Raw genomic sequence first — 24,241 nt, forward strand, 5'->3', positions numbered from 1 at the left:
TTCGCGGCTCTTTTGGATTCTTGCGGCATTTTCGCCGCATCCGCGGGCTATGGCCCAGCTAATTTGCACATAATGGCGCATTTCCCTTGATGCGGGCGGTTAACTATGATTCTGTGGATAACAGATCAGGGGACACCACAATGCGCAAGACAGCAAACGAGCAGACAAAGCAGGCGCTTGCGCTTGTGCTGCTCGTTGCCTTGACTGTGGCTGCGATTGCTGGGCCAACTGGGCTGTTGGCCTGGGCCGAGAATGACGAAGTGTTGGAACAACGCAAAGCGCGGATCGCCATCCTAATCGAAGAACGCGACGCGTTGCGCAATCGGGTGGAACTGCTCGACCCCAACGGCGCCGATCCCGATTTGGTTAGCGAACTTATCCGCGAAGACCTTGGTGTGCTCCACCCGGATGAGATCGTCGTAACCTTGGATGACGATTGAGGCCCAATTAGGGCTCTTTTGGTTTGACGATTCACCATTTTTAACCGGTTTGGTAATTGCTTGCCTCGCGGGCTGCTTTCCGTTGCGTCAGGTGTAAAATCGCGCCTATAGCGGTCCCGAATTTGCGCGTGCGCACCTCCTCCCCGGATGCACGCCAACAATCTGAGAAGGGATCACACATTGGCGAAAAAACCCGCAGCCGGAAAGGCGCCCGCAAAACGTGCCGCCTCGAAACGCGCGCCCAGCAAGGCCGCGACACCCGCGTCCAGCGCAGCAACATCATCGGCACCGGCGGATGATCCCGATTTCATCCTTCATTCCCTTCAGGAAGAATTTAACGCCGCGAAAAGCTTCAACGCGTCCGATGATCAAATGCTCGAATTTTATCGGCAGATGCTTTTGATCCGTCGTTTTGAGGAAAAGGCCGGTCAGCTTTACGGTCTCGGCCTAATTGGCGGTTTCTGTCACTTGTATATTGGACAAGAGGCGGTCGCGATCGGGCTGCAATCTGCATTGGACAGCGACAAAGACAGCGTGATCACCGGTTACCGCGATCACGGGCACATGCTGGCCTATGGCATCGACCCCAAAGTCATCATGGCCGAATTGACCGGGCGCGAAGCCGGCATTTCAAAAGGCAAGGGTGGCTCCATGCATATGTTCAGCACCGAACATAAATTTTATGGCGGCCATGGCATTGTCGGCGCCCAGGTGGCGTTGGGCGGTGGCCTCGCTTTGGCTCATCAATACAATGAAGACGGCGGTTTGTGCCTTGCCTATTTCGGTGATGGCGCCGCCAATCAGGGCCAAGTCTACGAAACGTTTAACATGGCTGCTCTTTGGAACCTGCCAATCGTGTTCGTGGTGGAAGACAATCAATACGCGATGGGCACGGCCAGTTCGCGTTCATCGGCGGAAACACGATTCCACCGGCGCGGCACGGCGTTCCGCATCCCGGGCATCGATGTCGATGGGATGAATGTCCTAGAAGTTCGCGCCGCCGCCGAGGTTGCGTTTAAACATGTGCGCGAAGGCAAAGGCCCCGTTTTGATGGAGCTGAACACCTATCGGTATCGTGGGCACTCCATGTCCGATCCAGCCAAATATCGCACACGCGACGAAGTGCAGGAACAGCGTGAAAATTACGACCCGATCGAGCGGTTGAAGAAAACCCTAATGGAGGCAGGCCATGATGAGGCCGACCTTAAAGCGATTGATAAAGGCATCCGTAAAGTTGTGACCGAAGCCGCCGATTTCTCCGAAAGTTCGCCTGAGCCGGATGCTTCTGAGCTCTACACTGAAGTTCTGGTGGAGAAGTACTGATGGCTATTCAACTGAAAATGCCTGCGCTTTCGCCCACAATGGAGGAAGGCACTCTTGCCAAATGGTTGAAAGCCGAAGGCGACACGATCGAGCCCGGCGATATCATTGCAGAGATTGAAACGGACAAAGCCACGATGGAATTCGAAGCCATCGACGATGGCGTGTTGACTAAAATCCTTGTGGCCGAAGGCACGGAGAATGTCGCCGTTGGCGCCGTGATCGCCGAAATGGCGGGTGAGGGCGACGACGCAGATGCCGGCGATAGCACAGCACCCGTTGTAGAACCGGCACCGGCCGCGCCTGCCGCACCTGCTCCTGCTCCTGCACCTGTCGCGGCGGCGGCCCCTGCAGCTGACCCGAGCATCCCTGCTGGAACAAGCTTCACCAGCACCCAAGTCCGCGAAGCGTTGCGCGATGCGATGGCCGAAGAGATGCGCGCGGATCGCCGAGTCTTTGTGATGGGTGAAGAAGTCGCCGAGTATCAGGGTGCATATAAGGTCACCCAAGGATTGTTGGAAGAATTCGGCCCGAAACGCGTTATTGACACCCCGATCACCGAATACGGTTTTGCCGGGATCGGCGCGGGCGCTGCGATGGGCGGGTTGAAGCCTGTGGTGGAGTTTATGACCTTCAATTTCGCCATGCAGGCGATTGATCACATTGTGAACTCTGCGGCTAAAACGAACTATATGAGCGGCGGTCAAATGCGCTGCCCGATTGTGTTCCGTGGCCCCAACGGCGCGGCAAGCCGTGTCGGCGCACAGCACAGTCAAAACTATGGCCCATGGTACGCCAGCGTGCCCGGTTTGATCGTGATTGCACCGTATGATGCGGCCGATGCCAAAGGGTTGATGAAAGCGGCCATTCGTTCCGAAGATCCGGTCGTCTTCCTTGAAAACGAACTGGTCTATGGCCGGAGCTTTGATGTGCCCGACATGGATGACTACGTTCTGCCAATCGGCAAGGCGCGGATCATGCGTGAAGGGGCCGATGTGACCATCGTCACCTATTCAATCGGGGTGGGATTGGCGCTCGAAGCGGCGGAAACTCTCGCGGGCGAAGGGATTGATGCCGAAGTCATTGATCTGCGCACTCTGCGTCCATTGGACAAACAGGCCGTTCTCGACAGTTTGAAGAAAACCAACCGATTGGTCATCGCTGAAGAGGGTTGGCCGACATGCTCCATTGCGAGCGAAATCATCGCGATTTGTATGGAGGAAGGGTTTGACGACCTTGATGCCCCGGTCCTGCGGGTGTGCAACGAGGATGTGCCACTTCCATACGCGGCCAATCTGGAAAAACTCGCCTTGATTGACCCACCGCGCATCGTCGAAGCGGTGAAAAAGGTGTGTTACACATAACAAAAAAAGGGGCGCGGAAATACCGCGCCCCTTTTTTTAAAGCGTCACTGTGTTGCGTTCGATCAGGTTGGACGATCGGCGGAAAACACGTTGCAGCTGGCGACAGGCGAAATCGGATTTGTTTGATACAGCTGGGTCAGATCCCGGCTATCGCGCACGTTGAACGCGGCTGTGTACCGAATATCGGTGTCACCATAAAATTCGAACGGCGTGATGGGTTCGTAAGTATAGGACACTTCGACAAACATCACAGCTGTGCCGGAACTGGCCGTGATACGGTTGGCGGCTTCGCCCATTCCGGGGAAACTTGTTCCGCTGGAACCATCGCCCTCTGTTCCGTAAGTGGAGGCATAGTTTTTCGCACCGCGACAACGTTGCCATGCGATCCATTGGCCCCCGTCGCTGTTGCGTTGGAGGCTGGATAGAATGACACGACCTTGTTCAAAGATGTCGTAACTATCGCCCAACTTCTCTGCGCCGACAAAGGTGCTGTTTACATCGTCTTCAAAGACTCTGCGCGCCACCAAAATATCGCTCTCACCAACGCGTGAGGCGTTGTCGGCAACCTGCATGGCGATTTGGCTCACCTGCATGTGAGTGATCGTGAAATACGCCGTTTCCGTGCCCAAGAGGCCAAGGCCCAGAACAATCGGTGCGCTAAAGGCGAATTCCACCATCGCGACTGCAGAATTGTCCTGACGTAGTGCCTTAAGGCTGGAAAGGGCGCCCTTTGCCGATTGGATCGTCTTGCTAAACATTAGTCGCAGTTCCCGATTGTAACGGTTTCATCTTGTTGGTCGTATGGTTGGTTCCGCAGCACCGTGGACGCTCGCAATTCAACTTCCTGAGGTAGGCCAGCAAGGCCATACATCGGGAAAAGGCGAGGGTAGGACACCACCGCAGTGTAAAGAACCGCGTCGCGCGCGCCACCGATGCCTTCTTCGCCGCGATCGGCATCCCATTGACCGTTGGAATTGGCATCAACGAAAACCTCGCCGTTGTTGCAAATGCCATCAAAGGTGCCTGCGTCGGTGAATTCTTCGGCTTCGCCAATGTCTTCAAAATCGAAGTGCGACAGCTTTTCCAAAGTCACGGTTGCCGTACCCGGCACGACGGCGCTTACGCTGTCGATGACCCGTGCATCGATGGTGCCTTCAAGACTGCCAGCGGTCTCCAATGTGAGATCGCGGCCGGCCTTTTGCATCGCCCCGTTGACCAACGCCGACGTGTATTGCGTGTGCGCCATGTCAAAGATGCCCATCACCATTAGGATCAGGATCGGTGCGACGAATGCAAATTCAGTAAGCGTCGCACCTTCCTCATCCCTGATGAAAGCTCGGAGAAAGTTTGAACCGATCATGCTGTCAACCTCAGCGCTGCGATCTTCTCGGCGATCTCACGGAATGCGCTGTCGAGCTGATCAGCATCGCTCGCCGAATAGGCGCGACCAGTCGTGGCGCAATCGATCAAGTTCTGTGTAAGCGACGTCCCGAAGGCAACAACCCAAACGGAAATGTTCTTGTTTCGCGCCGCGCGACAGGCCGCTTGGAAGCGTTCTGCGTGATTGGCTTGTTGTTGGGTCCAATTGGCATCGGCGGTTACCCGGCGATCCCACCATTCCATACCATACAAGGTGTAGAGGCGGTTGTTGGTGACCAATTCACCATCGGTCATAAACACGATGTGGCGCGAAATTGCGTCACCGTTCGGTGCGGTGGTGTTCTCGTCTGCGAAGATCCCGTCGGGCGAGATGAAGCGCGCCCCCCAGATCATGCCAAAGTCGTGATAGGTGTTACCGCCGGCGCTGAAACCTTCGGCTTCAGAGACCCAGGTTTCCAAATCGGAACGATTGTCGAACGGTGCCAATTTGCGGGCAGCCTTAGGACAGGTGGATGATGCGTTCACTTTGTCTTCGGTGGAGCCGGTGATGTCGGCTTGAACCCACTCGCTGCTGTCCCACCAATTTTCGCCATCATTGTAACGCATAAAGGTGAGCGACGGCAGCATAGGCTTCCAACGTTCGGTTTCGTTGCTTGGAACCAGATCGATATCCAGATCTTTCGCACCGGATGGGACCGGGTTCCAAACAGTGTTGGCGACGGTGATCGCTTCTTCGATGCAACCGTTCCAGGTGTGATTTTCGTTGGCCGCTTCCCAACCGGTTGGTTGAGACATCGTGCCGCTTGCGTACAAACCGGTCAGGTCCCATTCCACGGGGCGATAGGCCCAGAAGAATTCCTGAGTTTCGGTGCGGCCTTCGGTCAAGGTGATGTCGGACTCGGCGTAGTAGTAGTAATCCTCGAAGTACAAACGACAGCGTTCATTCGAATAGTAATACGTTCCCGAGCTGAACGTCATTTGTTGATACCGAACGGGGCCGGTATATTGCGTGATGCGTGGATCCGTTCCGGATTGAGAAACCTGAGTGAACCCGCCGGGGTCGGCAGAAACAAAGATTTCTGACCGGTCTTGGCCAAACGCAATATCGACGCATTCGTTATAGCTGACACCGTAATCGTTGGTTTCCGTGAGACCTTGATAGTCCCAATTGTAGCCATCACCCGTTCGGATGTAGGTGTACCCTTCGGGTGTGTACGTAACCGTAATGTCCCAATCTGCTTCGCGTGATTGGTAAGTGTGGCTATTCGCCATCCACGCTCTATCGAGGGAATCGCCGACATTCACCTGATTGGAATAGGGCACGATCCCATAACGGATTTGGGCCGAGCTCGACGTCGCCGAATCCACGGTGTCGTAGAAAGTCAAAACCGATGAGCGCAGGCTGTTGATGCGTGAATTGGGTCCGTTTGAACAATTGGAACCGTCGGAATCGCAGCTCATCGAGCCGGTGACGTCGAGCACAAACATAATGTCTGTGTTCGAAATGTTGATCTCTGCAGAGCAATCGACGGATAGATCAAATTCGTTGTAACCAAACGCGCCCATGATGCTGGTCGGCAATGTTCCCGATGCGGTTCCGTTGACGGTGCCCTCGGCTGTTGCGGTGTAATCGCGGTTTAGCGCGTCCAACCCGAATGTGCCGTCGGGATAGTTTTGATCAAAAAAGTTGAGGCCAACTTGCTTGTGCTCACTGGAGAAATCGTCGTCATCCATCGCGCGGCGTGCCGCAAGCGCACCGGCATCGCATGCCGCCTGAAGTCGGGTTTCGGTCATGTAATACCGACCGGCATCCACACCGCCACCAACCATGGCCATCAATGGAACAAGCGTCGCCGCAGAAATGGCGAGCGTGTTTGCAGCAGGGTCCTTCGCAACAAAGCGAAGGAAGGAGTAAGCGGCGTTCATTCTGTGGCCCATGGGTGCACATCCTCAGGTCAAACCCGACACACAATTGCGCGGATTCTCGGTTACATCGCAGGGTGATAGCCCAAGGTAGGTAAGGGGATTGCCAAACAGTGTGGTAAACAAGACATTACCGACCGAGCATTGCTTTAACCGCACCTGTGATCGGAGATTGTCTGCCGCTTTGTAGGGGCGTAAACTTGACAATTGGCCCTATTCTAAGCCTTTGAGCGCCCTTTATGCCCAATCAACCCGACGAAATCTTAGCCACCGAATTGCAGATCGCATTGGCTCACACCCCGCCAAAATTTCGCGATGCGTTAAGGATATTCTTTGAGTTAGATCATCGATTATCCCGCATTGTCGCCGCGACAACCGAACCGATGTTGGGTCAGATGCGGCTTGCATGGTGGCGCGATATGTTGGGCAAACCGATCGAAGAACGGCCCCATGATGACGCGGTTTTGGATGGCATTGGCGCGCATTGGCTCGATCGAGAGAGTCCGTTGATCAGATTGGTCGATGCTTGGGAGCATATGCTGGCGCCCGCCCCGATGGGCAAAGACGATGCCTTGGGGTTTGTTAATGGGCGGTCGGCGGGTCTGTTGGCCGCCTTAAACCATGACCAGCACGGATCAGCAGCGTGGGAAGCGGCCGCATGGGTTTGGGCCTTTGCCGATATGGCTTCAAAAGTCTCTTTGGATGAAGAGCGCGAATTGATGGTTGATCTTGGCCGTTCAAAGGGGCCGCTGCGAGCCCGCCTGTCAAAGCCTGCGCGCGGTTTGGCTGTCTTGGGAACATTGGGTGCCCGCGCGTTGAATCGCGGCGCGCGACCATTGATGGAAGGGCGCGCTGCGTCACTACTCGCAACAAGAGCCGCTATCATCGGAAAGTGATTACGTGTATTCCCTTGCTCAAATAGGTTGCGAGGAAAGAAATGCGTCAAACAATACTAGGTGTGTTTGTCGGTCTGATATTGGCAGGCGTCGGTGTATTTTGGTGGCAGGCACGCGCTCAGGTTGAAACAAACGCCCCACCACCCCCTGAACAAGAGGAAGTGGTCGAAGAAGCGCCAGATATATTGCCAGAAGTCGATCCGGGTGACTTGACCGGTCCCGCACCCCCAGAGGCCAGCGAATTGTCGCGGGAGGAGCGCCGTTTTTTCCGTTATGATCGAAACCGCGACCGCATCATCACGCGCAATGAAATGCTGTCGAGCCGATCGAAGGCTTTCCGCGCACTGGACACGGACGGCAACAATCTGCTGACCTTTGAAGAATGGGCGATCAGCACGTCCGAACGATTTGAAGGGATGGATGCGGACGGCAATGCCGAACTGACCCAAACGGAATTCGCGACCAGTGCGCCGCGCCCACGCGCATCACGGCCAGCGTGCCGATGTTAGCCCCTTGTCCGGATAAAGGTGGCTGAACTGGCTCTTGCTTCTCTTAAGCAGGAACCGCCGCCGCATTTTGCGACAGCCACGTTTGAAGGTCCGCTTTACCTCGGTTGGTGTAGGCTTCTTTTCGGATCTTCTTTTTCACGTCATGCAAGGGCGGGAACAGGCCGAAATTCACATTCATCGGTTGGAACGTGGTTGCATCGGCATCGCCTGTGATGTGGCTTAACAAAGCGCCCAACGCCGTGGATGGGGGGAGGGGATGCCATTCCTCACCGGCCAATTGTGCCGCTGTCATCATGCCCGCGACTAAGCCAATGGCGGAACTCTCGACATAGCCTTCGCAGCCGGTGACTTGGCCGGCAAACCGCACATGCGGAGCCGCTTTCAACCGCAATTGACGGTCCAACACCTCTGGTGAGTTCAGGAATGTGTTGCGGTGCAGCCCGCCAAGTCGGGCAAATTCGGCGTTCTCAAGGCCGGGGATGGTGCGAAACAATTCAACCTGTGCGCCATATTTCATTTTGGTTTGAAAACCGACCATGTTCCATAGCGTGCCAAGCTTATTGTCCTGTCGCAATTGAACGACGGCGTAGGGCCAGCGCCCTTCGGGAAATTCTTCGTTGGTGTCGTAGGGATTGTCGAGGCCGACACCCTTCATTGGACCGTAACGCAGCGTTTCGACCCCGCGTTCCGCCATCACTTCGATCGGCATGCAGCCATCGAAATAGGGCGTGTCCTTTTCCCATTCCTTGAATTCGGATTTCTCACCTTCGACCAATCCGGCGTGAAACGCGATGTACTGCTCTTTGGTCATCGGACAGTTGATGTAGTCGCCGTCTTCGTTGGATGCTTCGGTCCGCTTGTTCCAGCGTGATTGGATCCAACATTTCGACATATCGATGCTGTCGCGATGGATGATGGGCGCGATGGCATCGAAGAATGCCAACCTTTCTTCGCCCGTCGCCTCAACAATGCTTTGTGCCAATGATTGCGCGGTCAACGGCCCAGTGGCGACAATGGTGAGCCCTTTGGTCGGGAGCTTATCCACCCGTTCACGGACGACGTTCACATTGGGATGGTTATCCAGCGCCTTTTCCACTTCGGCCGAGAACACATCGCGATCCACGGCCATCGCGCTGCCCGCGGGGACTCTTGCGACTTCTCCCGCGCGCATAACGATGCTGTCCAAGGCGCGCATTTCATGATGCAACAAACCAACCGCGTTTTTGGTGTCATCGTCTGAGCGGAACGAATTTGAGCACACCAATTCGGCAAGTCCATCGGTTTGGTGCGCCGGGGTTTGTTCGCCCGATCCGCGCATTTCCGACAGGCGAACTTTGACACCGCGTTGGGCCAATTGCCACGCGGCCTCTGATCCGGCCAAGCCGCCGCCGATAATGTGGACATCGTGATCGTGATTGGTGTTGGTCATGGTGGGCGCGATAATTGCGTGCTAGCCAAACGGCAAGGCCTCAAACACGGCGCACCCCTGCTTGGAACGGGGACCCGCCGCCAAACGGGATTGTCCAGACAGTGAAACCAGCCCTGATCAAACACCGCCCATGGTTGCTTTTAAGCGTTATCGCCGCGGTGGCCTTCTATGTGTTGCAGAACAATCCAATCGGAGAGATTTGGTTGTTGTTGTTAAAAGGGGCCGGGGTCGGCTTTCTTGCAGTGTACGCTTGGCGTCGAACCACCGGCATGGATGGCGTGATCCTTATCGTCGCATTGGCCCTTTCCGCGTTGGCGGATGCGGTTCTGGTTATCAATTTTCAAGCCGGTGGCGCGTTGTTCGCGGCGTCCCATGCATTCGCAATCGCGCTCTATTTGCGCAATCGACGCGAACACACCGAACCCAGCCAACGTCTGCTGGCCATCGGGCTTTTGATTGGCGTGCCGATTATTTCATATGGATTGAGCGGTGGTCAGATTGAGATCGCTATCTATGCCAGCGTGCTTGCCGCGATGGCCGCCGCAGCGTGGACCAGCCGTTTCCCGCGATACCGGGTAGGGATGGGCGCGGTCTTGTTCGTGATCAGCGACTTTCTCATCTTCAGCAGGGCAGGGACCGTCGATCTTGGCGTTTTGCCCGACCTGTTGATCTGGCCGCTGTATTACATCGGACAATTCATGATCGCGACCGGCGTTGTTCAAACACTGCGCGGAGAACATCCCGTTCGCTGAAGCGTATCCGCAAACGTTACGCCGCGATGGTCGTGCGGTGCAGTTCGCGGCGATGCCCTTCGTATCCGCCGGTCGCTTTGTGATTGACGCAACGATTGTCCCACATCACCAACATCCCCGGTTCCCAACGATGGCGATAGATGAATTGTTCTTGTTCGGACCAGACATGCAACTCCGCGATCAAAGCCATAGCGTCGGCCTCGGTCATGCCGTCGATCCCAATGGTGTAGCTAACCGAACAGAACAGCGTTTCGTCACCCGTTTCAGGATGAGTTTTGACAAGTGGGTGCGATTGCGTTGCGCGGGCGGCCTCGCTTGGGCGGATTGCCATGGAACGGCCATCGTCATCGTCGCCATACAACCCTTCGGGGGCATAGCCACGGCGCGCGGAATGAACGCCGATGATCTTCCTCAACTCAGCTTTGCGAGCATCTGGCAACGCCGCAAACGCGGCCGTTAGGTTGCAGAACAATGTGTCACCGCCAACGGGCGGGATGTCGACGGCCAAAAGACACGTTCCCGATGGAGGCTTTGGCAGAAAGCTCCAATCCGAATGCCAATTTTCGGCGAAGAGAGGCGATGTTTCGTCGGCCTCTCTTACAATGGATGCGATGTTCTCGCGCCCTTCAATCGGGTCAAAAAATGGGTCTTCGCCAAACCCACCCATGGCCGCCGTGAACCGTTCCAGCGCATCATCATCCATCCCAGAGTCAACAAATGCGAGAACCTTGTGTTCAAGCCATGCTGCGCGGATGTGCTGCAGCATGGCTGGATCAAGTTCGCCCGATAGGTCGCAACCTTTCACCAATGCGCCGCATGCTTGCCCGCTGGGTTCGATGATTAATGCCATTGGAATCCATTCATTCAGGGGGCGCCTCTCCGATGTCCTTGTCCGATTGCGGCGTTGTATCGGGCGACGTTGTATCGCCGCCGCCGCGCCGTTCGACCATTTCTTCGACGATGGCCTCTTCGGCTTCGTTTTCTGGCTCTTCGGTCTCGTCAATTTTGACCGCGCTGACGATGGTTTCTTTCTTGCCAACGTCAAACAGGCGAACGCCGGCCGAATTGCGCCCGATAATCCGCAAAGATTCCAGACCCATCCGGATGAGTTTCGCCTGATCGGTGACCAGCATCAATTGCTGACCGCGTTCCACAGGGAAGCTGGCGACAACCGGGCCATTGCGGGCGATGTTGTCGATATTGGTGATCCCCATGCCGCCGCGACCCGCTCGCCTGTATTCATAGGCGCTGGATACTTTGCCATAGCCATTGGCGCATACAGTCAGGATGAATTGCTCTTCCTGAGCCATGGCGGCGTGATCTTCAGAGAGCGCCGGAGCATTCTCATCTGCCTTCCAAGGAGCAACTTTGAGATAGGCGTCGCGTTCCTCTGGCGTGGCAGATCCGCCGGCTAGGATGGAAAGCGACACAACTTCGTCGCCTGCTTCCTTGAATTTCATTCCGCGCACACCGGTGGAGGTGCGGGAGGTGAACTCGCGCACATCTTCTCCTGCAAAACGGATCGCTTTGCCCATCCGGCTCGCCAAGAGAACGTCATCGCCTGCGGACAACAACGCAACGCCGATCAATTTGTCGGCGCTTTCTTCATCAAACTTCATGGCGAATTTGCCGTTTGATGGGATGTTTGTGAAGGCGTCCATCGCGTTGCGGCGCACATTGCCTTTGGCAGTGGCGAACACAACCGACAACGCACCCCATTCCGATTCGTCTTCGGGTAGAGGCAGAACGGTGCGAATGGTCTCCCCTTCGTCCAAAGACGGCAATAGGTTGACGATCGGACGACCGCGTGTTGCCGGCCCACCCTCGGGCAGCTTCCACACTTTGAGCCTGTAGACCTTGCCCGCGGTGGAGAAGAACAGGACCGGATTGTGCGTCGATGTGACGAACATTTCTGCAATGGCGTCCTCATCTTTGGTCGACATGCCGGCCCGGCCTTTACCGCCCCGATTTTGCGCGCGGAACGTGGAAAGCGGCGTCCGTTTGATATAGCCGTCCAGCGTTACAGTGACGACCATGTCGTCGCGCTCAATCAAGTCCTCATCTTCCAAACCGTCCCAAGCGGGCGCGATTTCGGACATACGCGGTGTAGCGTAAGTGGCTCGAATCTCTTCAAGTTCTTCGCGCATCACGGCGTAGAGTTTCACCCGGTCACCCAGAATGGCGAGGAATTCTTCGATCTTGCTGGCGAGTTCGGCCAGCTCATCACCGATTTCATCACGACCCAACGCGGTTAGGCGATGGAGCCGCAAATCGAGGATCGCTTTAACCTGCCGCTCTGAAAGGCGATATGTCCCGCCTTCTTGATCGGCGCTTGGTTCAATCGCTTCGACCAATCGAATGTATTGCGCGATGTCGCCAATCGGCCATTCTTTGGTCAACAATCTTTCGCGTGCGGTCGCCGGATTGGGTGCGCCACGAATGATCGCAACCACTTCATCAAGGTTGGAAACGGCCACCACCAAGCCGAGCAAAATGTGAGCCCGGTCGCGCGCTTTGGCCAATTCAAATTTGGTGCGACGCGTGATCACTTCTTCGCGGAATGCGATAAACGCCTGAATGAAATCGCGCAGCATCAACGTTTCGGGACGACCGCCGCGGATCGCCAGCATATTTGCTGGGAACGATGATTGTGCCGGTGTGTGACGCCAAATCTGGTTCAAGACCACTTCGGCGGTTGCATCGCGCTTAAGATCAATAACAACACGAACACCGATGCGAGAACTTTCGTCGCGGATATCCGCGATGCCCTCGATGCGTTTCTCTTTGGCCGCATCTGCAATTTTCTCAACCAAACCGGCTTTGCCGACTTGATAGGGAATCGATGTGAAAACGATGCTTTCGCGGTCACCACGGCGCGTTTCGATTTCGTGGCGGCACCGCATTAGGATAGAGCCACGGCCGGTCGTGTAGGCCGACTTCGCGCCACTAGTGCCAAGTATGAGTGGTGCTGTCGGGAAATCTGGACCCGGAATGTACTCGATCAATTCTTCGGATGTGATCGCCGGGTTTTCCATAAAGGCGAGGCAGCCATCCAACACTTCGCCCAAATTGTGGGGCGGTACATTGGTCGCCATGCCCACGGCGATCCCGCCGGCGCCGTTCACCAAAAGATTGGGGAAACGCGCCGGGAGTACGGACGGCTCTTGTTTGCGCCCGTCATAGTTTTCCACAAAATCGACGGTGTCTTTATCAAGATCATCCAACAACGTGTCCGCCACACGGGCCAAACGCGCCTCTGTGTAACGCATAGACGCCGGTGGATCGGGATCCATCGAGCCAAAGTTACCCTGACCATCGATTAAGGGAACGCGCATCGACCACGGTTGCGTCAAGCGAGCGAGAGCGTCGTAAATAGCGCTGTCGCCGTGGGGGTGGAAATCGCCCATCACGTCGCCGACAATCTTAGCGCTTTTCACGAAAGGACGACCGGCGACGAAATTGCCCAACTTGCTTGCGAACAAGATCCGGCGATGAACCGGTTTTAAGCCATCGCGCACATCGGGAAGAGCGCGACTGACGATCACGCTCATCGCGTAATCGAGATAGCTCGTCTTCATCTCATCGACGATGTCGATGCGTTCGTACTCTCCGCCGGACGCCGGTTCAGGCGCGGGGGGAGTGGGGTCGAGAATGTCGCTGTCGTCGCTCAAAGGGGCGGCCGTTTCTGTTGTTGATGATGGTGTTTTTCGTTCCGACCAATCTAGGCGTTTGAAGGGGTAAGCGCCACTCAATCAACGAAACAAAATTGTCGCATTTGCGTCTTTTCCACACTTGCCGGGAACTTCGCTTGTGTAGGGGGTAAACGAAGGCGATGCTTTGCATATATTGCGCGAATGTGAACGGATGATACGCGCCATTCAATCCTCGTTCAGCACCGATTGGTTAGAACGAATTGCAAATTGGAAAACAGTACGCCAAATGGCGACACGACATTTAGGAGGTTCCCCGATGATTTCTCTTTTTAAGAAAAGCCGAGCTTCGTCGCTTGCACTCGCGATGGCATTGGCAACCGGCACCGCCGTAGTCGCCACGGCCGTTATTCCGGCCGAAGCAAGCGCGCAACGCAATCGTGATCGCGACCGCGATCGTGATTCGTCCAGCGAAGACAATGGCGGCGGCTACAGCGATGAATTCCGCGCGATCTATGTTCCATTGGACGAAGCTCTTAAGGCTGAGGGTGCCGATGTGGCCTCTTTGCGCGGTCAAATCGATGCCTTGGCTGGCACATTGAACACCAACGATGAAAAGATCGCTGGTGGCGGCCTCATGTACAATGCGGGCATCTCCACTTCCGATCCTACGCTGCAATTGCGCGGCATGGAATTCATGTTGGCAAGCGGCAAGATCCCTATCGATCAAACCGGCCGGTACAATTTCATCGCTTATCAGTTGGCGAATGGTCAAAACGACTATGCCAAGGCCCGCACATATCTGCAGGGCGCGATCCAATACAATTTCACCACCGCCGATATTTCGTCTGACGATCTAAGGATCACGATGGCGGAAAGTTACTTCACCACTGAGGAGTATCAGGCAGGCTTTGACTACCTTCGTCAGATTATCTCCGACCGCAAGGCGCGCAATCAACCGGTTGCCGAAAACTGGTACCGTCGCGGTGTTGCTGTTTCGTATCAGAACGAAATCTCTCCAGAGGTCTATGACTTCGCGACGATGTGGGTGAGCGATTATCCCACGGCCGAGAACTGGCGCGAAGCGATCAATGTGACCCGCAACTTGAATTCGTTTGAGCGGACCGAGATCCTCGACCTGTTCCGGTTGAGCCGCCGTGTCGATGCTCTCCAGGACGAATCGGATTACGATTACTACGTCGAAGCCGCTGATGCGCGTCGTCTGCCGAAAGAGGTGCGCGACATCATCGGTGAGGGCAGGGCGTCCGGTGTTATCTCCGCCGATAACCTTTTCATCACCGAATCCCTCGAAATCGCCGATGGACGCATCGCCAGCGACCGTGCTGATCTGCCTGCGCTTGAAAGAGACGCGATGGCTGCTGATGCCGGTTTGCGGACCGTTGTTGCCGCAGGTGGCGCATTCTTGAGCTATGGTGAGTTTGCCAAGGCGGCCACGTTCTACCAACGCGCTTTGGGTATGCCGGGTGTCGACACCGCTGAGGCGTTGACGCGTCTTGGTATCGCTCAACTCAGCATGGGTGAATACGATGCGGCCCGCACAACGTTTGGCCAGATACAAGGCAACCGTATGCCTATCGCCAAGCTTTGGATTGCGCATGCAAACCAATTGGAAGCGGCCGCAAGGCCTGCCCCTGCGCCATTGCCGATGTAAATTGACGATGTGAAATGTCGCTGAGGCGACCCAATTGAAAAGGGCCCGAGGTTTAATCCTTGGGCCCTTTTTCATGTTCAGAGCCGGCCCAGATTCATCGCAATCGCCTTACATAAACCTGATTGTCTGTGCTGCGCTCCACGACAAAATTGTCGAGCGTTGCAAACAACTCTGACAGGCTTTTGAAGCCATAATTGCGTACATCAAAGCTCGATCGATTGCCTGCGATCTGACCCACTTGTTGGAGTTTGGCGAAGCCTTTTTCGTCTCGTTTGGCTTCGGAATACGCTGCCGTGATTAACTCCAACAAATCGTTGTCGACAACCGCATCGGCCCGGATCGCTTCGTCGGCGGCCGCATCGCCGGAACGATCCGCGTGACTGTTGGCGATCAATTGGCGAATGTCGATAAATCTCGTGCAGACGGATTTGAACGCTTGGGGCGTCTTTGCCTCGCCAAAACCATAGACGACGATCCCATCCTGCCTAAGCCGCGTGACAAGCGGCGTGAAATCGCTGTCGGAAGTCATGATCCCAAACCCATCAACCTTACCCTGATTCAAAAGGTCGATGGCGTCGATTGTCATGGCCATGTCGGTGGCGTTTTTGCCTTTTGACACGTCGAATTGTTGCTGTGGGCGAATGCCGTATTTGTTTGTGAGGTCGCCCCACTTCTTCAAATTTGCCTTGGCAAAATTCCCATAGGCGCGGCGGATGTTCACCTGACCCAATTCCGCCATAACGGTCAGCACCGGATCGATACCGTCCGGTGTGGTGTTGTCCGCGTCAATCAACAAAGCGATATTCTTTAGGACGGTGTCGGCCATACGAACTCCATGGTTTCGCGGGTGGGCGGCGGGAATGCCTTAATCTTCGGGGAAAAATTCGCCTTTGTCTTCATCGAGTGAATACAGCATTCCTTCGCCGATCGAGAAATGTGCGCCGCGAAGCTTCAACGTACCCGCTTTCTCTTTTTCAGCGATCCATGGGAAACTGCGCAAATTTGAAAGGCTCAATTGGATGGCGGCGAATTCCATGGCCAATTCCGCTTCGCGTCCAGATGTGCCGTGTTGATGAGCGACCGGTTCGCGCGCCTCGGACAAAAGATTGATCCAATTGGCGATGAAGCCGCCTTCGCCCATCGGTTTGGAATTGAAACTTTGGCTCAACGCGGCTGCACAGCCGCCGCAGCGCCCATGGCCCATGACCATGATCTGTTTCACTTCCAACATCTGGACCGCGAATTCAACGGCCGCAGAAACCCCGTGAAAGCCAGGGGTTGTCTCAAAGGGAGGGACCAAAGCGGCGACGTTGCGCACGACGAAAATCTCGCCGGGATCCACGTCAAAGATTTGCGCCGGGTCCACGCGGCTGTCGCTGCAACCGATGATCAGGAATTTGGGTTTCTGACCTTCGTTGATCGTTTGTTCAAATCGTTCGCGTTGGCGCGGATAAGTGCCTTCGCGGAAACGGCGATACCCTTTAAGCAATTCGGCAAATTCTGGCACAATCGTCTCCCTATTTCGGGGCGGATGCGGCGTTTAGAATCGCTCTCCCCGGATAACTTCAACGTCCCACATGTTGAAGATAAAGCCGAGATTGGTAAGCATAGGGGCTAGCTGTTCGGCAAGCGCCATTGCTCTGTCTTCCGCAGCTATCGTCAAAACAAACACTTTATCGGTGCCCATAACGCTTTCTTGGCGCCATTGTCCGTCGCGCCCTTTGCCGCTGGTGACAGGAACAATGGTCCATCCGGTGATCTCGGCTTTGTCGATCGCTTCAGTGACGCGTTTGACCAACGCTTTATCAGCTAGGATTTCGATGCGTTTGCGGGTGACGGTTTCGATCATGGCATCGCTCCTGCGTGGCCGGTGAGATAAGCGGAAAATGCGCTGATCAGACCAATGTTGATCAGAACGTTAAACGGGAATGTGATGCTTAAAGACATTGTGAGGTAAATGCCCGGATCGGCCTCTGGTAGGGCAAGACGCATGGCCGCCGGAACGGCGATGTAACTGGCGCTGGCGCACAGCACGCCAAGCGCTGCGGACGATCCCGCATCAAGGCCCACGACCACGCCCAACACGGTGCCCGCCATCCCGTTTACGATCGGAAGGAAGATCGCAATCACGAAAAGCCGCCAAGTGATCGAACGCGATTCCATCATCCTACGTGCAGCGATCAGCCCCATGTCGAGCAGGAAGAGGCACAACACCCCCTTAAACCCTGTTTCGAAAAAGGGGCTTACGGCGGCAAACCGGCTTTCGCCGGCAATCATTCCAATTACAAATGCGCCCAGCAACAAAACGATCGAAGAGTTGGTGAACACTTCATGCAACATCTCGCCGGTTGTTTGTGTGCCGCCTGCGCTGCCCAATCCGCGGGCCAACAATAGACCAGCGAGGATGGCGGGCGCCTCCATCGCGGCCATGACCGCGACCATATACCCACCAGGCTCGCGTGCTTGACCGGTTAAAATTTCAACGGCGGTGACGAATGTAACCACGCTGATCGAACCATAATGCGCCGCGACAGCGCCAGAATTGATCCGGTCCAAACGGCCGAACCCCTTTAAAACGGCATAGGCGAACAAGGGTAGGATAAACCCCGCCGCGATGCCTGCACCCAATGCCGAAATCACCGTTAGATCGATGCCCGACTTGGACACCGCCACGCCGCCTTTGATCCCAATTGCCGCCATCAAATACAGCGACATTGCTTTCGCGATGGGTTCTGGAATGGAAAGGTCGGACCGCGCAAACGCCGCCAACAAGCCAAGGACAAAGAACAGCACGACCGGCGAAGAGAACGTCTGAATTGCGGTGTCGAACATCGATTGTCCTGTGAACTGAATGTATGAGAGGGGATTGCAGTTGCAATCTTAGCAACCCCGCATTGGGCCTTTATGTTCCCAACGGACGCAAATCAGATGTTCGCTGCGCTTGCGGCGGACGCAGGGTGGGCCTAAATGATGCCGCATGAACGATCTCACCAACGCTCCCAAAGCCACGCCAAAATCGGGCGAGGGCGAAAACCGCCCGCCGCGTCAGCGCAAGCCGGATTGGATCCGCGTTCGCGCGCCTGTTAGCCAAGGGTACAATGAGACGCGCAAATTGATGCGTGAACTTAACCTCAACACCGTGTGCGAAGAGGCCGCATGCCCGAATATTGGGGAATGTTGGGATAAGAAACACGCAACAGTCATGATCCTTGGCGATGTGTGCACGCGTGCCTGTGCGTTTTGCAATGTGAAAACGGGGATGCCGCGCGCGGTTGATCCGATGGAGCCAGAGAACACCGCGATTGCGGCGGCCAAAATGGGCCTCAACCATATTGTGATCACTAGCGTCGATCGCGACGATTTGCCCGATGGCGGCGCGTCACAATTCGTGAAGGTCATCAAAGCATTGCGGCGCAACACGCCCAACACGACGATCGAAATTCTGACCCCTGATTTCCGCGGGAAAATGCGGCCCGCGATCGAAGCGATCTGCGAAGCCGGTCCCGATGTCTTCAACCACAATTTGGAGACAGTCCCGCGCCTTTATCCAACAATCCGTCCGGGCGCGCGCTATTATGCGTCGCTGAGATTGTTGGAAGAGGTCAAGGCGCACAACCCGCTGATCTTTACCAAATCGGGCATTATGCTGGGTCTGGGTGAGCAGCGTTTGGAAGTGCACCAAGTCATGGATGACATGCGGTGTGCAGAGGTCGATTTCATCACGATGGGTCAATATCTTCAACCGACCCCCAAACATGCCAAAGTCGAAGAATTCGTGCCTCCCAAGGGGTTCGATGCCTATGGTTCGATCGCCCGGGCAAAAGGCTTTTTACAAGTCGCCTCCAGCCCGCTGACCCGGTCAAGCTATCACGCGGGCGATGACTTTGCTGTGATGAAGAAAGCGCGCGAAGAAAAACTGCGCAAGCCTGATCGTCTATCGATTGCGTCCGATACATAATGGTCGGCATTCGCGAAACCCGGCGGCTGCCTTATAGCGCGGAACAGATGTTTGATTTGGTGGCCGATGTTAAGCGCTACAACCAATTTCTGCCTTGGGTGATCGCGACGCGTGTTCGGTCCGACAGTGACAGCGAAATGGTCGCGGATATGGTTGTGGGTTTCAAATCACTTCGCGAAAGCTTCACATCGCGCGTCGCCAAAACGCGGCCGAGCGAAATCGCAGTGCACTACATTGATGGCCCTTTATCCGATTTGGACAATGTGTGGACCTTTCGCCCGATTGATGACGCCACATGCGAGATCGATTTTGCGGTCGATTTTCAATTCAAGAACCGCGTGTTTCAATCGCTTGCCGGGCAGTATTTCGACAAAGCCTTTCGCAAGATGGTGGAGGCGTTCGAAAAACGCGCCCACGAACTTTACGGCAGCAACAATTCCAGCGCGCAAATCGTCGCCTGATGCCGGATTGCGGCGCGGCCATTGGGTCCGTCGCCGCCGTCAAACAATTTCAATTCGCCTTCCGGCTCCCCTTCGGAATTGCGCGTAACGCGCGCGAACACCACGGTGCCCACCGGCTTCAATTGGGTGCCGCCTCCGGGGCCGGCCACGCCGCTAACCGCAACGGCGACATCCGCGTTTGATCGCTCCAACGCGCCGTGCGCCATGGCCCAAACACAGGCGATGGACACTGCGCCAAACGTTTCGATAATGTCTTGGGCCACGCCCAACGCATCCATCTTCGCCTCGTTGGAATATGTCACAAAACCGCGATCCAGCACCGCAGACGATCCGGCAATCTCAGTTATCGCACCGGCGACCAACCCCCCGGTGCAGCTTTCCGCTGTGACGACTTTACGACCCGCTTCGATGTTTTCGGCGACAACGCGTGCCGCCAATTCAGAGATAGGATCGGGGAGGAGGTATCTGGTCATGTTCGATTACTCGGCTTCATCGGGGGTGGCAGCATCGTCTTCTTCGGCCAATCCCATTTCGATGGCAAAGCCAAACAAGGCAGCAACGTTATCGGCGGGCAATGGGTCTAGAATTTCCAAAGCGCGTTCAATCGTGCCGCAATCAGCGGTTGGGATTTCTTGGGATACCAGACCGGCGATCATCCCATCGACAAAGGGACGCAGATTGTCGTCGTCCATCAATTCCAACATCGACACCATGTCGCCGGCTTCCTCTCGGATGATTTCCATCATCAAAACCTTGGCGGTGGGCCATGATTCGTCTGCGCCGTCGGTGAATTTCGCGCTGACCGACGATGCGTTGGTCAATGTGTATCCATCCGGTGAAAGCGATGCAGAACATTGGGCTACGTAGCCTTCGAAAGCCGATGGCAATGCGTATCGCGCCGCGGCGGTCACCGCGACGGGATCGAGGTCGTTCGGTTGTGCTGACACGGGTGAAGCGGCCAACACGGCCATTCCCATTGCGATGGCGCTTGCTTGTACTGCGATGCGTTTCATATCGTGCTCCTTGCGCGAAAGTGTGGGCGTTAACTCTTGCGTAGAAGACCCACGATGGCCTGCGCAGCGATACCTTCGCCGCGGCCCGTAAATCCCAGCTTTTCAGTGGTGGTTGCTTTAATGCTAACGGCGTTCTCTGGCACCCCAGAAAGCCGGGCAACTTCGGCCCGCATTGCCGGCCGGTGCGGTCCAATTTTGGGCGCTTCGCAGATGATCGTTAGGTCGATATTGCCGACGCGATATCCGGCGTCACTCGCCAATTTCACCGCGTGTTCAAGGAATTGACCAGAGCGAGCACCCGCCCATTGCGGATCGCTGGGCGGGAAATGCGTTCCGATGTCACCATCGCCAACACCGCCCAAAACCGCATCCGTGATGGCGTGCAGCGCGACGTCTGCGTCGGAATGCCCGGCAAGACCTTTGTCATAGTCCAATTGAATGCCACACAGCCACAATTCCTCACCCGCCACCAACCGGTGAACATCGTACCCTTGGCCGATGCGAAATTGGGGGATTGAGTTTGCTTCCATCAAATCCTCTGCAAATGTGACTTTCTTTAGCCGTTCATCGCCTTGCACCAATGCAACTGAACCTGCGATGGATGTGGCGTGTGCCGCATCTGAACCTTTGTCCGCTTCAACCAGTACTTGCGCGTCGTCGCCTGCATTGGTTGGCCCTGCCCAAAACTGATGCGCCGCCAGAATATCGCGATACCGAAACGCTTGAGGGGTTTGAACCCGGCGCAACGCTTCTCGCTCGGCCTTGCCCGCCATGGTTTGCGTTGGACTGGCAATGGCGAGGCTATCGACGACCGGCAACGTGGGAATCGCACCAGAATGTGTGTCCAGGGCGCTGAGCAAGCGTTCGATAACCGCAACGGGCAGATCGGGCCGCGCCGCGTCATGGATCAACACCTTGTCGGGCGATGCATCGGCCATCGCCTCCAAACCGGCGCGGACCGAATCCTGACGCGTCGCGCCGCCCGTGGCAAAAGCAAACCCGCTCAACCCTTCCAACGCAATTGTGGCTTCGCCAAGCGCGTCCGCGCCAATGACAACAATTAATGGGTTCGCGCCAACAGACAACAATGTCTCAACCGAGTGGGCCAACAAAGAGCGGCCGCGCCACGAGCGGAATTGTTTGGGGACATCGCCGCCCACGCGCAAACCCTTACCAGCGGCGACAACGAGGGCCGCAAATGGGGGGAGGGGGATGTGACCTTCCATCATGCGCAGCGCTTAAAGTCTGGACGGAGTTTTCGCAATCCACTATGCGCCTGCCCAATATTTAGGCAAATCCTCTCATGACAGACATTCCTTCCCCTCCACCGCTTAAGCCAATCCAGATTGGCCCGGAAACGATCGCCGATCCGGTCGTGCTTGCGCCGATGACCGGTGTGACCGATATGCCGTTTCGGACATTGGTGCGCCGATATGGCTCTGGCCTTAATGTTACGGAGATGGTCGCGAGCGAAGCGGCTATCCGCGAAACACGGCAATCCATTCAAAAAACCGCTTGGGATCAAACCGAAGAACCCGTCTCGATGCAGCTTGTCGGGTGCGATCCCGAAAGCATGGGCGAGGCTGCGAAATTGCAAGAAGGCAACGGCGCAGCGATTATCGACATCAATTTTGGATGCCCGGTGCGCAAAGTCGTGGGCCAATTGGCCGGGTCCGCCTTGATGCGCGAAGTGCCTTTGGCGACAAAATTGATGGAAGCCACCGTCAACGCGGTTGATGTGCCGGTCACGGTAAAAATGCGCATGGGGTGGGATCATCAAAGCCTTAACGCGCCAGAGCTTGCCCGGATTGCCGAAGATTTGGGCGTGAAAATGATCACCGTCCATGGCCGCACCCGCAACCAAATGTACAAAGGTGAAGCGGATTGGTCCTTCATCGCGAAGGTGAAAGAGGCCGTCTCGATCCCCGTCATCGTGAACGGTGATATTTGCACGATTGATAACGCTGCCAAAGCGTTGGAACAATCGGGTGCGGATGGATTGATGATCGGACGCGGCGCCTATGGCAAACCGTGGTTGTTGGGACAGGTAATGCATTGGTGGCGAACCGGCGAAAGCATCCCAACGCCAAGCTTCGATGAGCAATATTCCGTGCTGGTCGAACATTATAACGGAATGTTGGAACATTATGGCCGTGATGTCGGTGCCAAGATCGCGCGCAAGCATATCGGTTGGTACACCAAAGGGATGCACGGATCGGCGGAGTTCCGGAACAAAGCGAACTGCATAGACGATCCGGATCAAGTGTTGGGCGAGATCGAACGGTTTTATGAACCGTTTCTGGGCCGCCAGTCGGCCGCGACCACCAGCACCGACTTGCCAGCGAAAGCGGCCTAAGAATGACGGTCGATACGCCGGCATTGGGAACTGACATTGCCAGTTTCGACCCCTCGCGCCCCCAAGCGGATGCGCAGATCGCCGGGCTTGTTTTTGCCCTTTTGTTGGTCGATCAAAACACCTTGATCGCAGAAGCAAACCACGCGGCCGAAAATATGATCGGCGTCAGCGCAAAACGTTTGCTGGGCAAACCCTTGGTGGAAGTGATCGGCCCGCTTGATCCGCGGGTTGAGGCGCGATTGGCGGTCGTGGATTCGGCCTTGGTTGCGCGCGACATCAAAATCAACGCCAGCGGAAATGAGCGCAGGGTCAATCTGACGGTATCGCCATTGGGAAGTTTCCCCGGTTGGCGCGTCGTTACATTGTCGCAAGTCGGCCATGAAGAAACAGGCAGCGAGGATGAATTGACCTCGACCCATGGCGCGCCATCGATCCTTGCGCATGAAATCAAAAATCCACTCGCCGCGATCCGTGGGGCGGGACAGCTTGCCGCGCGAAAATTGCCGCTCAAGGACAAGAAGCTCGCCCGTATGATCACCGATGAGGTGGACCGGATTGCGCGGTTGATTGATCGTATGCAATTGTTGGGCGCCAAAAACACAGAAGTTGCCGAACCGTGCAACCCGCATGAGGCCATTCGATCCGCCATCGCAACCGTGCGGGCCGGTAGTCAGAATTCAATTGAGATTTGCGAAGAATTCGACCCATCCTTGCCGCCGGTTTTGGCCAATCGCGATGCGTTGGAGCAGGTGTTGATCAACCTTATTTCCAACGCGCGGGATGCGGCGGGCAATGGCGGGACGGGAAAAGTCACCGTTCAAACGCGCTTCGTAAGCGGGTTGGCGTTCAGTGCCATTCGGCTTGGCCGGGCGGTGCGCCTGCCGATTGAGATCACCGTCAGCGACAATGGTCCAGGCGTTGATCCGGCGATGCGCGATCGCGTTTTTGAACCCTTTGTGTCGTCCAAACAATCGGGGCAGGGATTGGGCCTGGCTTTGGTTCGCAAATTGGTGCGCGATATGAACGGCAGCATCGGACATGAACGCGATGCAAAGCGTGGGTTGACACATTTTCGATTGCACTTGCCGTTGGCAAAAACGGGTCAGGAATAGGGCGGA

At 56.0% G+C, this 24,241-nt stretch carries 24 protein-coding genes; 11 read left to right on the forward strand and 13 right to left on the reverse strand.

Going from position 1 to position 24,241, the window contains the following annotated elements; genetic code table 11:
• The first annotated feature begins 140 nt into the window (after window positions 1-140).
• The 3 genes from BQ8290_RS11920 to BQ8290_RS11930 all read left to right on the forward strand — a co-directional run bounded on the left by BQ8290_RS11920 (window position 141) and on the right by BQ8290_RS11930 (window position 3,124).
• Window positions 141-440 (forward strand): FtsB family cell division protein, encoded by a 300-nt coding sequence (locus BQ8290_RS11920; RefSeq protein WP_108792359.1) that lies wholly within the window; start codon window positions 141-143, stop codon window positions 438-440.
• A gap of 180 nt (window positions 441-620) precedes the next feature.
• Window positions 621-1,763, forward strand: a complete 1,143-nt coding sequence (pdhA, locus tag BQ8290_RS11925) for a pyruvate dehydrogenase (acetyl-transferring) E1 component subunit alpha (RefSeq protein ID WP_337661367.1) — start codon at window positions 621-623, stop codon at window positions 1,761-1,763.
• A complete protein-coding gene (locus BQ8290_RS11930; protein ID WP_108790601.1) occupies window positions 1,763-3,124 on the forward strand; it encodes a pyruvate dehydrogenase complex E1 component subunit beta in 1,362 nt (453 codons plus the stop codon). The genes pdhA and BQ8290_RS11930 overlap by 1 nt, the downstream gene beginning before the upstream one ends.
• A 62-nt stretch (window positions 3,125-3,186) precedes the next feature.
• Here BQ8290_RS11930 and BQ8290_RS11935 read toward each other — a convergent pair whose 3' ends face one another.
• The 3 genes from BQ8290_RS11935 to BQ8290_RS11945 are packed head-to-tail and all read right to left on the reverse strand — an operon-like array spanning window position 3,187 to window position 6,430.
• Window positions 3,187-3,882, reverse strand: coding sequence for a hypothetical protein (locus BQ8290_RS11935; protein WP_108790603.1), 696 nt, complete (start codon window positions 3,880-3,882; stop codon window positions 3,187-3,189).
• A complete protein-coding gene (locus BQ8290_RS11940; RefSeq protein ID WP_108790605.1) occupies window positions 3,882-4,484 on the reverse strand; it encodes a TadE/TadG family type IV pilus assembly protein in 603 nt (200 codons plus the stop codon). Before BQ8290_RS11940 ends, BQ8290_RS11935 begins: the two co-directional genes overlap by 1 nt.
• Window positions 4,481-6,430 carry a Tad domain-containing protein gene (locus BQ8290_RS11945; RefSeq protein WP_337661368.1) on the reverse strand — a complete coding sequence of 650 codons (1,950 nt, stop codon included), beginning with the start codon at window positions 6,428-6,430 and terminating at the stop codon, window positions 4,481-4,483. The genes BQ8290_RS11940 and BQ8290_RS11945 overlap by 4 nt, the downstream gene beginning before the upstream one ends.
• A 236-nt stretch (window positions 6,431-6,666) precedes the next feature.
• Between BQ8290_RS11945 and BQ8290_RS11950 the strand changes: the two genes are divergently transcribed.
• A complete protein-coding gene (locus BQ8290_RS11950; RefSeq protein WP_108790609.1) occupies window positions 6,667-7,323 on the forward strand; it encodes a hypothetical protein in 657 nt (218 codons plus the stop codon).
• 41 nt (window positions 7,324-7,364) lie between these two features.
• Window positions 7,365-7,832, forward strand: a complete 468-nt coding sequence (locus BQ8290_RS11955) for a hypothetical protein (protein WP_108790611.1) — start codon at window positions 7,365-7,367, stop codon at window positions 7,830-7,832.
• A 43-nt stretch (window positions 7,833-7,875) separates the two neighbouring features.
• On the opposite strand, the gene trmFO is transcribed toward BQ8290_RS11955, so the two are convergent.
• Window positions 7,876-9,261 (reverse strand): methylenetetrahydrofolate--tRNA-(uracil(54)-C(5))-methyltransferase (FADH(2)-oxidizing) TrmFO, encoded by a 1,386-nt coding sequence (gene trmFO, locus BQ8290_RS11960; protein ID WP_108790613.1) that lies wholly within the window; start codon window positions 9,259-9,261, stop codon window positions 7,876-7,878.
• A gap of 101 nt (window positions 9,262-9,362) precedes the next feature.
• Here trmFO and BQ8290_RS11965 point away from each other — a divergent pair, with 101 nt between their 5' ends.
• Window positions 9,363-10,013 carry a lysoplasmalogenase family protein gene (locus BQ8290_RS11965; RefSeq protein WP_108790615.1) on the forward strand — a complete coding sequence of 217 codons (651 nt, stop codon included), beginning with the start codon at window positions 9,363-9,365 and terminating at the stop codon, window positions 10,011-10,013.
• A gap of 16 nt (window positions 10,014-10,029) precedes the next feature.
• Here the strand turns inward: BQ8290_RS11965 and BQ8290_RS11970 are convergent, their stop codons facing one another.
• The gene (locus BQ8290_RS11970; RefSeq protein ID WP_108790617.1) at window positions 10,030-10,863 is read right to left on the reverse strand and encodes a TauD/TfdA family dioxygenase; all 834 of its coding nucleotides are present in this window, start codon (window positions 10,861-10,863) and stop codon (window positions 10,030-10,032) included.
• 10 nt (window positions 10,864-10,873) lie between these two features.
• Window positions 10,874-13,684 (reverse strand): DNA gyrase subunit A, encoded by a 2,811-nt coding sequence (gene gyrA, locus BQ8290_RS11975; RefSeq protein ID WP_108792361.1) that lies wholly within the window; start codon window positions 13,682-13,684, stop codon window positions 10,874-10,876.
• Window positions 13,685-13,982: 298 nt separating this feature from the next.
• On the opposite strand from gyrA, the gene BQ8290_RS11980 reads away from it, so the two are divergent.
• A complete protein-coding gene (locus tag BQ8290_RS11980) occupies window positions 13,983-15,335 on the forward strand; it encodes a hypothetical protein (RefSeq protein ID WP_337661369.1) in 1,353 nt (450 codons plus the stop codon).
• A 94-nt stretch (window positions 15,336-15,429) separates the two neighbouring features.
• Here BQ8290_RS11980 and BQ8290_RS11985 read toward each other — a convergent pair whose 3' ends face one another.
• The 4 genes from BQ8290_RS11985 to BQ8290_RS12000 are packed head-to-tail and all read right to left on the reverse strand — an operon-like array spanning window position 15,430 to window position 18,167.
• Window positions 15,430-16,161, reverse strand: a complete 732-nt coding sequence (locus BQ8290_RS11985) for an NYN domain-containing protein (RefSeq protein WP_108790621.1) — start codon at window positions 16,159-16,161, stop codon at window positions 15,430-15,432.
• Between the two features lie 39 nt (window positions 16,162-16,200).
• Window positions 16,201-16,842, reverse strand: coding sequence for a carbonic anhydrase (locus BQ8290_RS11990; RefSeq protein WP_108790623.1), 642 nt, complete (start codon window positions 16,840-16,842; stop codon window positions 16,201-16,203).
• A 33-nt stretch (window positions 16,843-16,875) separates the two neighbouring features.
• Entirely contained in the window at window positions 16,876-17,184 is a 309-nt protein-coding gene (locus tag BQ8290_RS11995; RefSeq protein WP_108790625.1) for a P-II family nitrogen regulator, read from the reverse strand.
• Window positions 17,181-18,167, reverse strand: coding sequence for a sodium-dependent bicarbonate transport family permease (locus BQ8290_RS12000; RefSeq protein ID WP_108790627.1), 987 nt, complete (start codon window positions 18,165-18,167; stop codon window positions 17,181-17,183). Before BQ8290_RS12000 ends, BQ8290_RS11995 begins: the two co-directional genes overlap by 4 nt.
• Before the next feature lie 145 nt (window positions 18,168-18,312).
• Here BQ8290_RS12000 and lipA point away from each other — a divergent pair, with 145 nt between their 5' ends.
• Window positions 18,313-19,293 carry a lipoyl synthase gene (gene lipA / locus BQ8290_RS12005; protein WP_108790629.1) on the forward strand — a complete coding sequence of 327 codons (981 nt, stop codon included), beginning with the start codon at window positions 18,313-18,315 and terminating at the stop codon, window positions 19,291-19,293.
• On the forward strand, window positions 19,293-19,754 hold the full coding sequence (locus tag BQ8290_RS12010) for an SRPBCC family protein (RefSeq protein WP_108790631.1): 462 nt from the start codon (window positions 19,293-19,295) through the stop codon (window positions 19,752-19,754). The genes lipA and BQ8290_RS12010 overlap by 1 nt, the downstream gene beginning before the upstream one ends.
• Here BQ8290_RS12010 and BQ8290_RS12015 read toward each other — a convergent pair.
• Genes BQ8290_RS12015 through BQ8290_RS12025 form a run of 3 tightly spaced genes read right to left on the reverse strand, consistent with a single transcriptional unit; the run spans window position 19,715 to window position 21,993 of the window.
• Window positions 19,715-20,227: a nicotinamide-nucleotide amidohydrolase family protein gene (locus BQ8290_RS12015; RefSeq protein ID WP_108790633.1), complete on the reverse strand. Its 513-nt coding sequence runs from the start codon at window positions 20,225-20,227 to the stop codon at window positions 19,715-19,717. The two genes, BQ8290_RS12010 and BQ8290_RS12015, sit on opposite strands and share 40 nt — an antisense overlap.
• A 6-nt stretch (window positions 20,228-20,233) precedes the next feature.
• A complete protein-coding gene (locus BQ8290_RS12020; RefSeq protein ID WP_108790635.1) occupies window positions 20,234-20,767 on the reverse strand; it encodes a hypothetical protein in 534 nt (177 codons plus the stop codon).
• A gap of 29 nt (window positions 20,768-20,796) precedes the next feature.
• Complete coding sequence (locus BQ8290_RS12025; RefSeq protein WP_108790637.1) at window positions 20,797-21,993, reverse strand: bifunctional 2-C-methyl-D-erythritol 4-phosphate cytidylyltransferase/2-C-methyl-D-erythritol 2,4-cyclodiphosphate synthase; 1,197 nt, start codon at window positions 21,991-21,993, stop codon at window positions 20,797-20,799.
• A 77-nt stretch (window positions 21,994-22,070) separates the two neighbouring features.
• On the opposite strand from BQ8290_RS12025, the gene dusB reads away from it, so the two are divergent.
• Window positions 22,071-23,123, forward strand: coding sequence for a tRNA dihydrouridine synthase DusB (dusB, locus tag BQ8290_RS12030; protein WP_108790639.1), 1,053 nt, complete (start codon window positions 22,071-22,073; stop codon window positions 23,121-23,123).
• Window positions 23,124-23,125: 2 nt separating this feature from the next.
• Window positions 23,126-24,235 (forward strand): ATP-binding protein, encoded by a 1,110-nt coding sequence (locus BQ8290_RS12035; RefSeq protein WP_108790641.1) that lies wholly within the window; start codon window positions 23,126-23,128, stop codon window positions 24,233-24,235.
• The last annotated feature ends 6 nt before the right edge of the window (window positions 24,236-24,241 follow it).

Origin of the sequence: Erythrobacter sp. Alg231-14, assembly GCF_900149685.1 — a bacterium.
In the GTDB taxonomy this organism is placed as follows: Bacteria; Pseudomonadota; Alphaproteobacteria; order Sphingomonadales; family Sphingomonadaceae; genus Erythrobacter.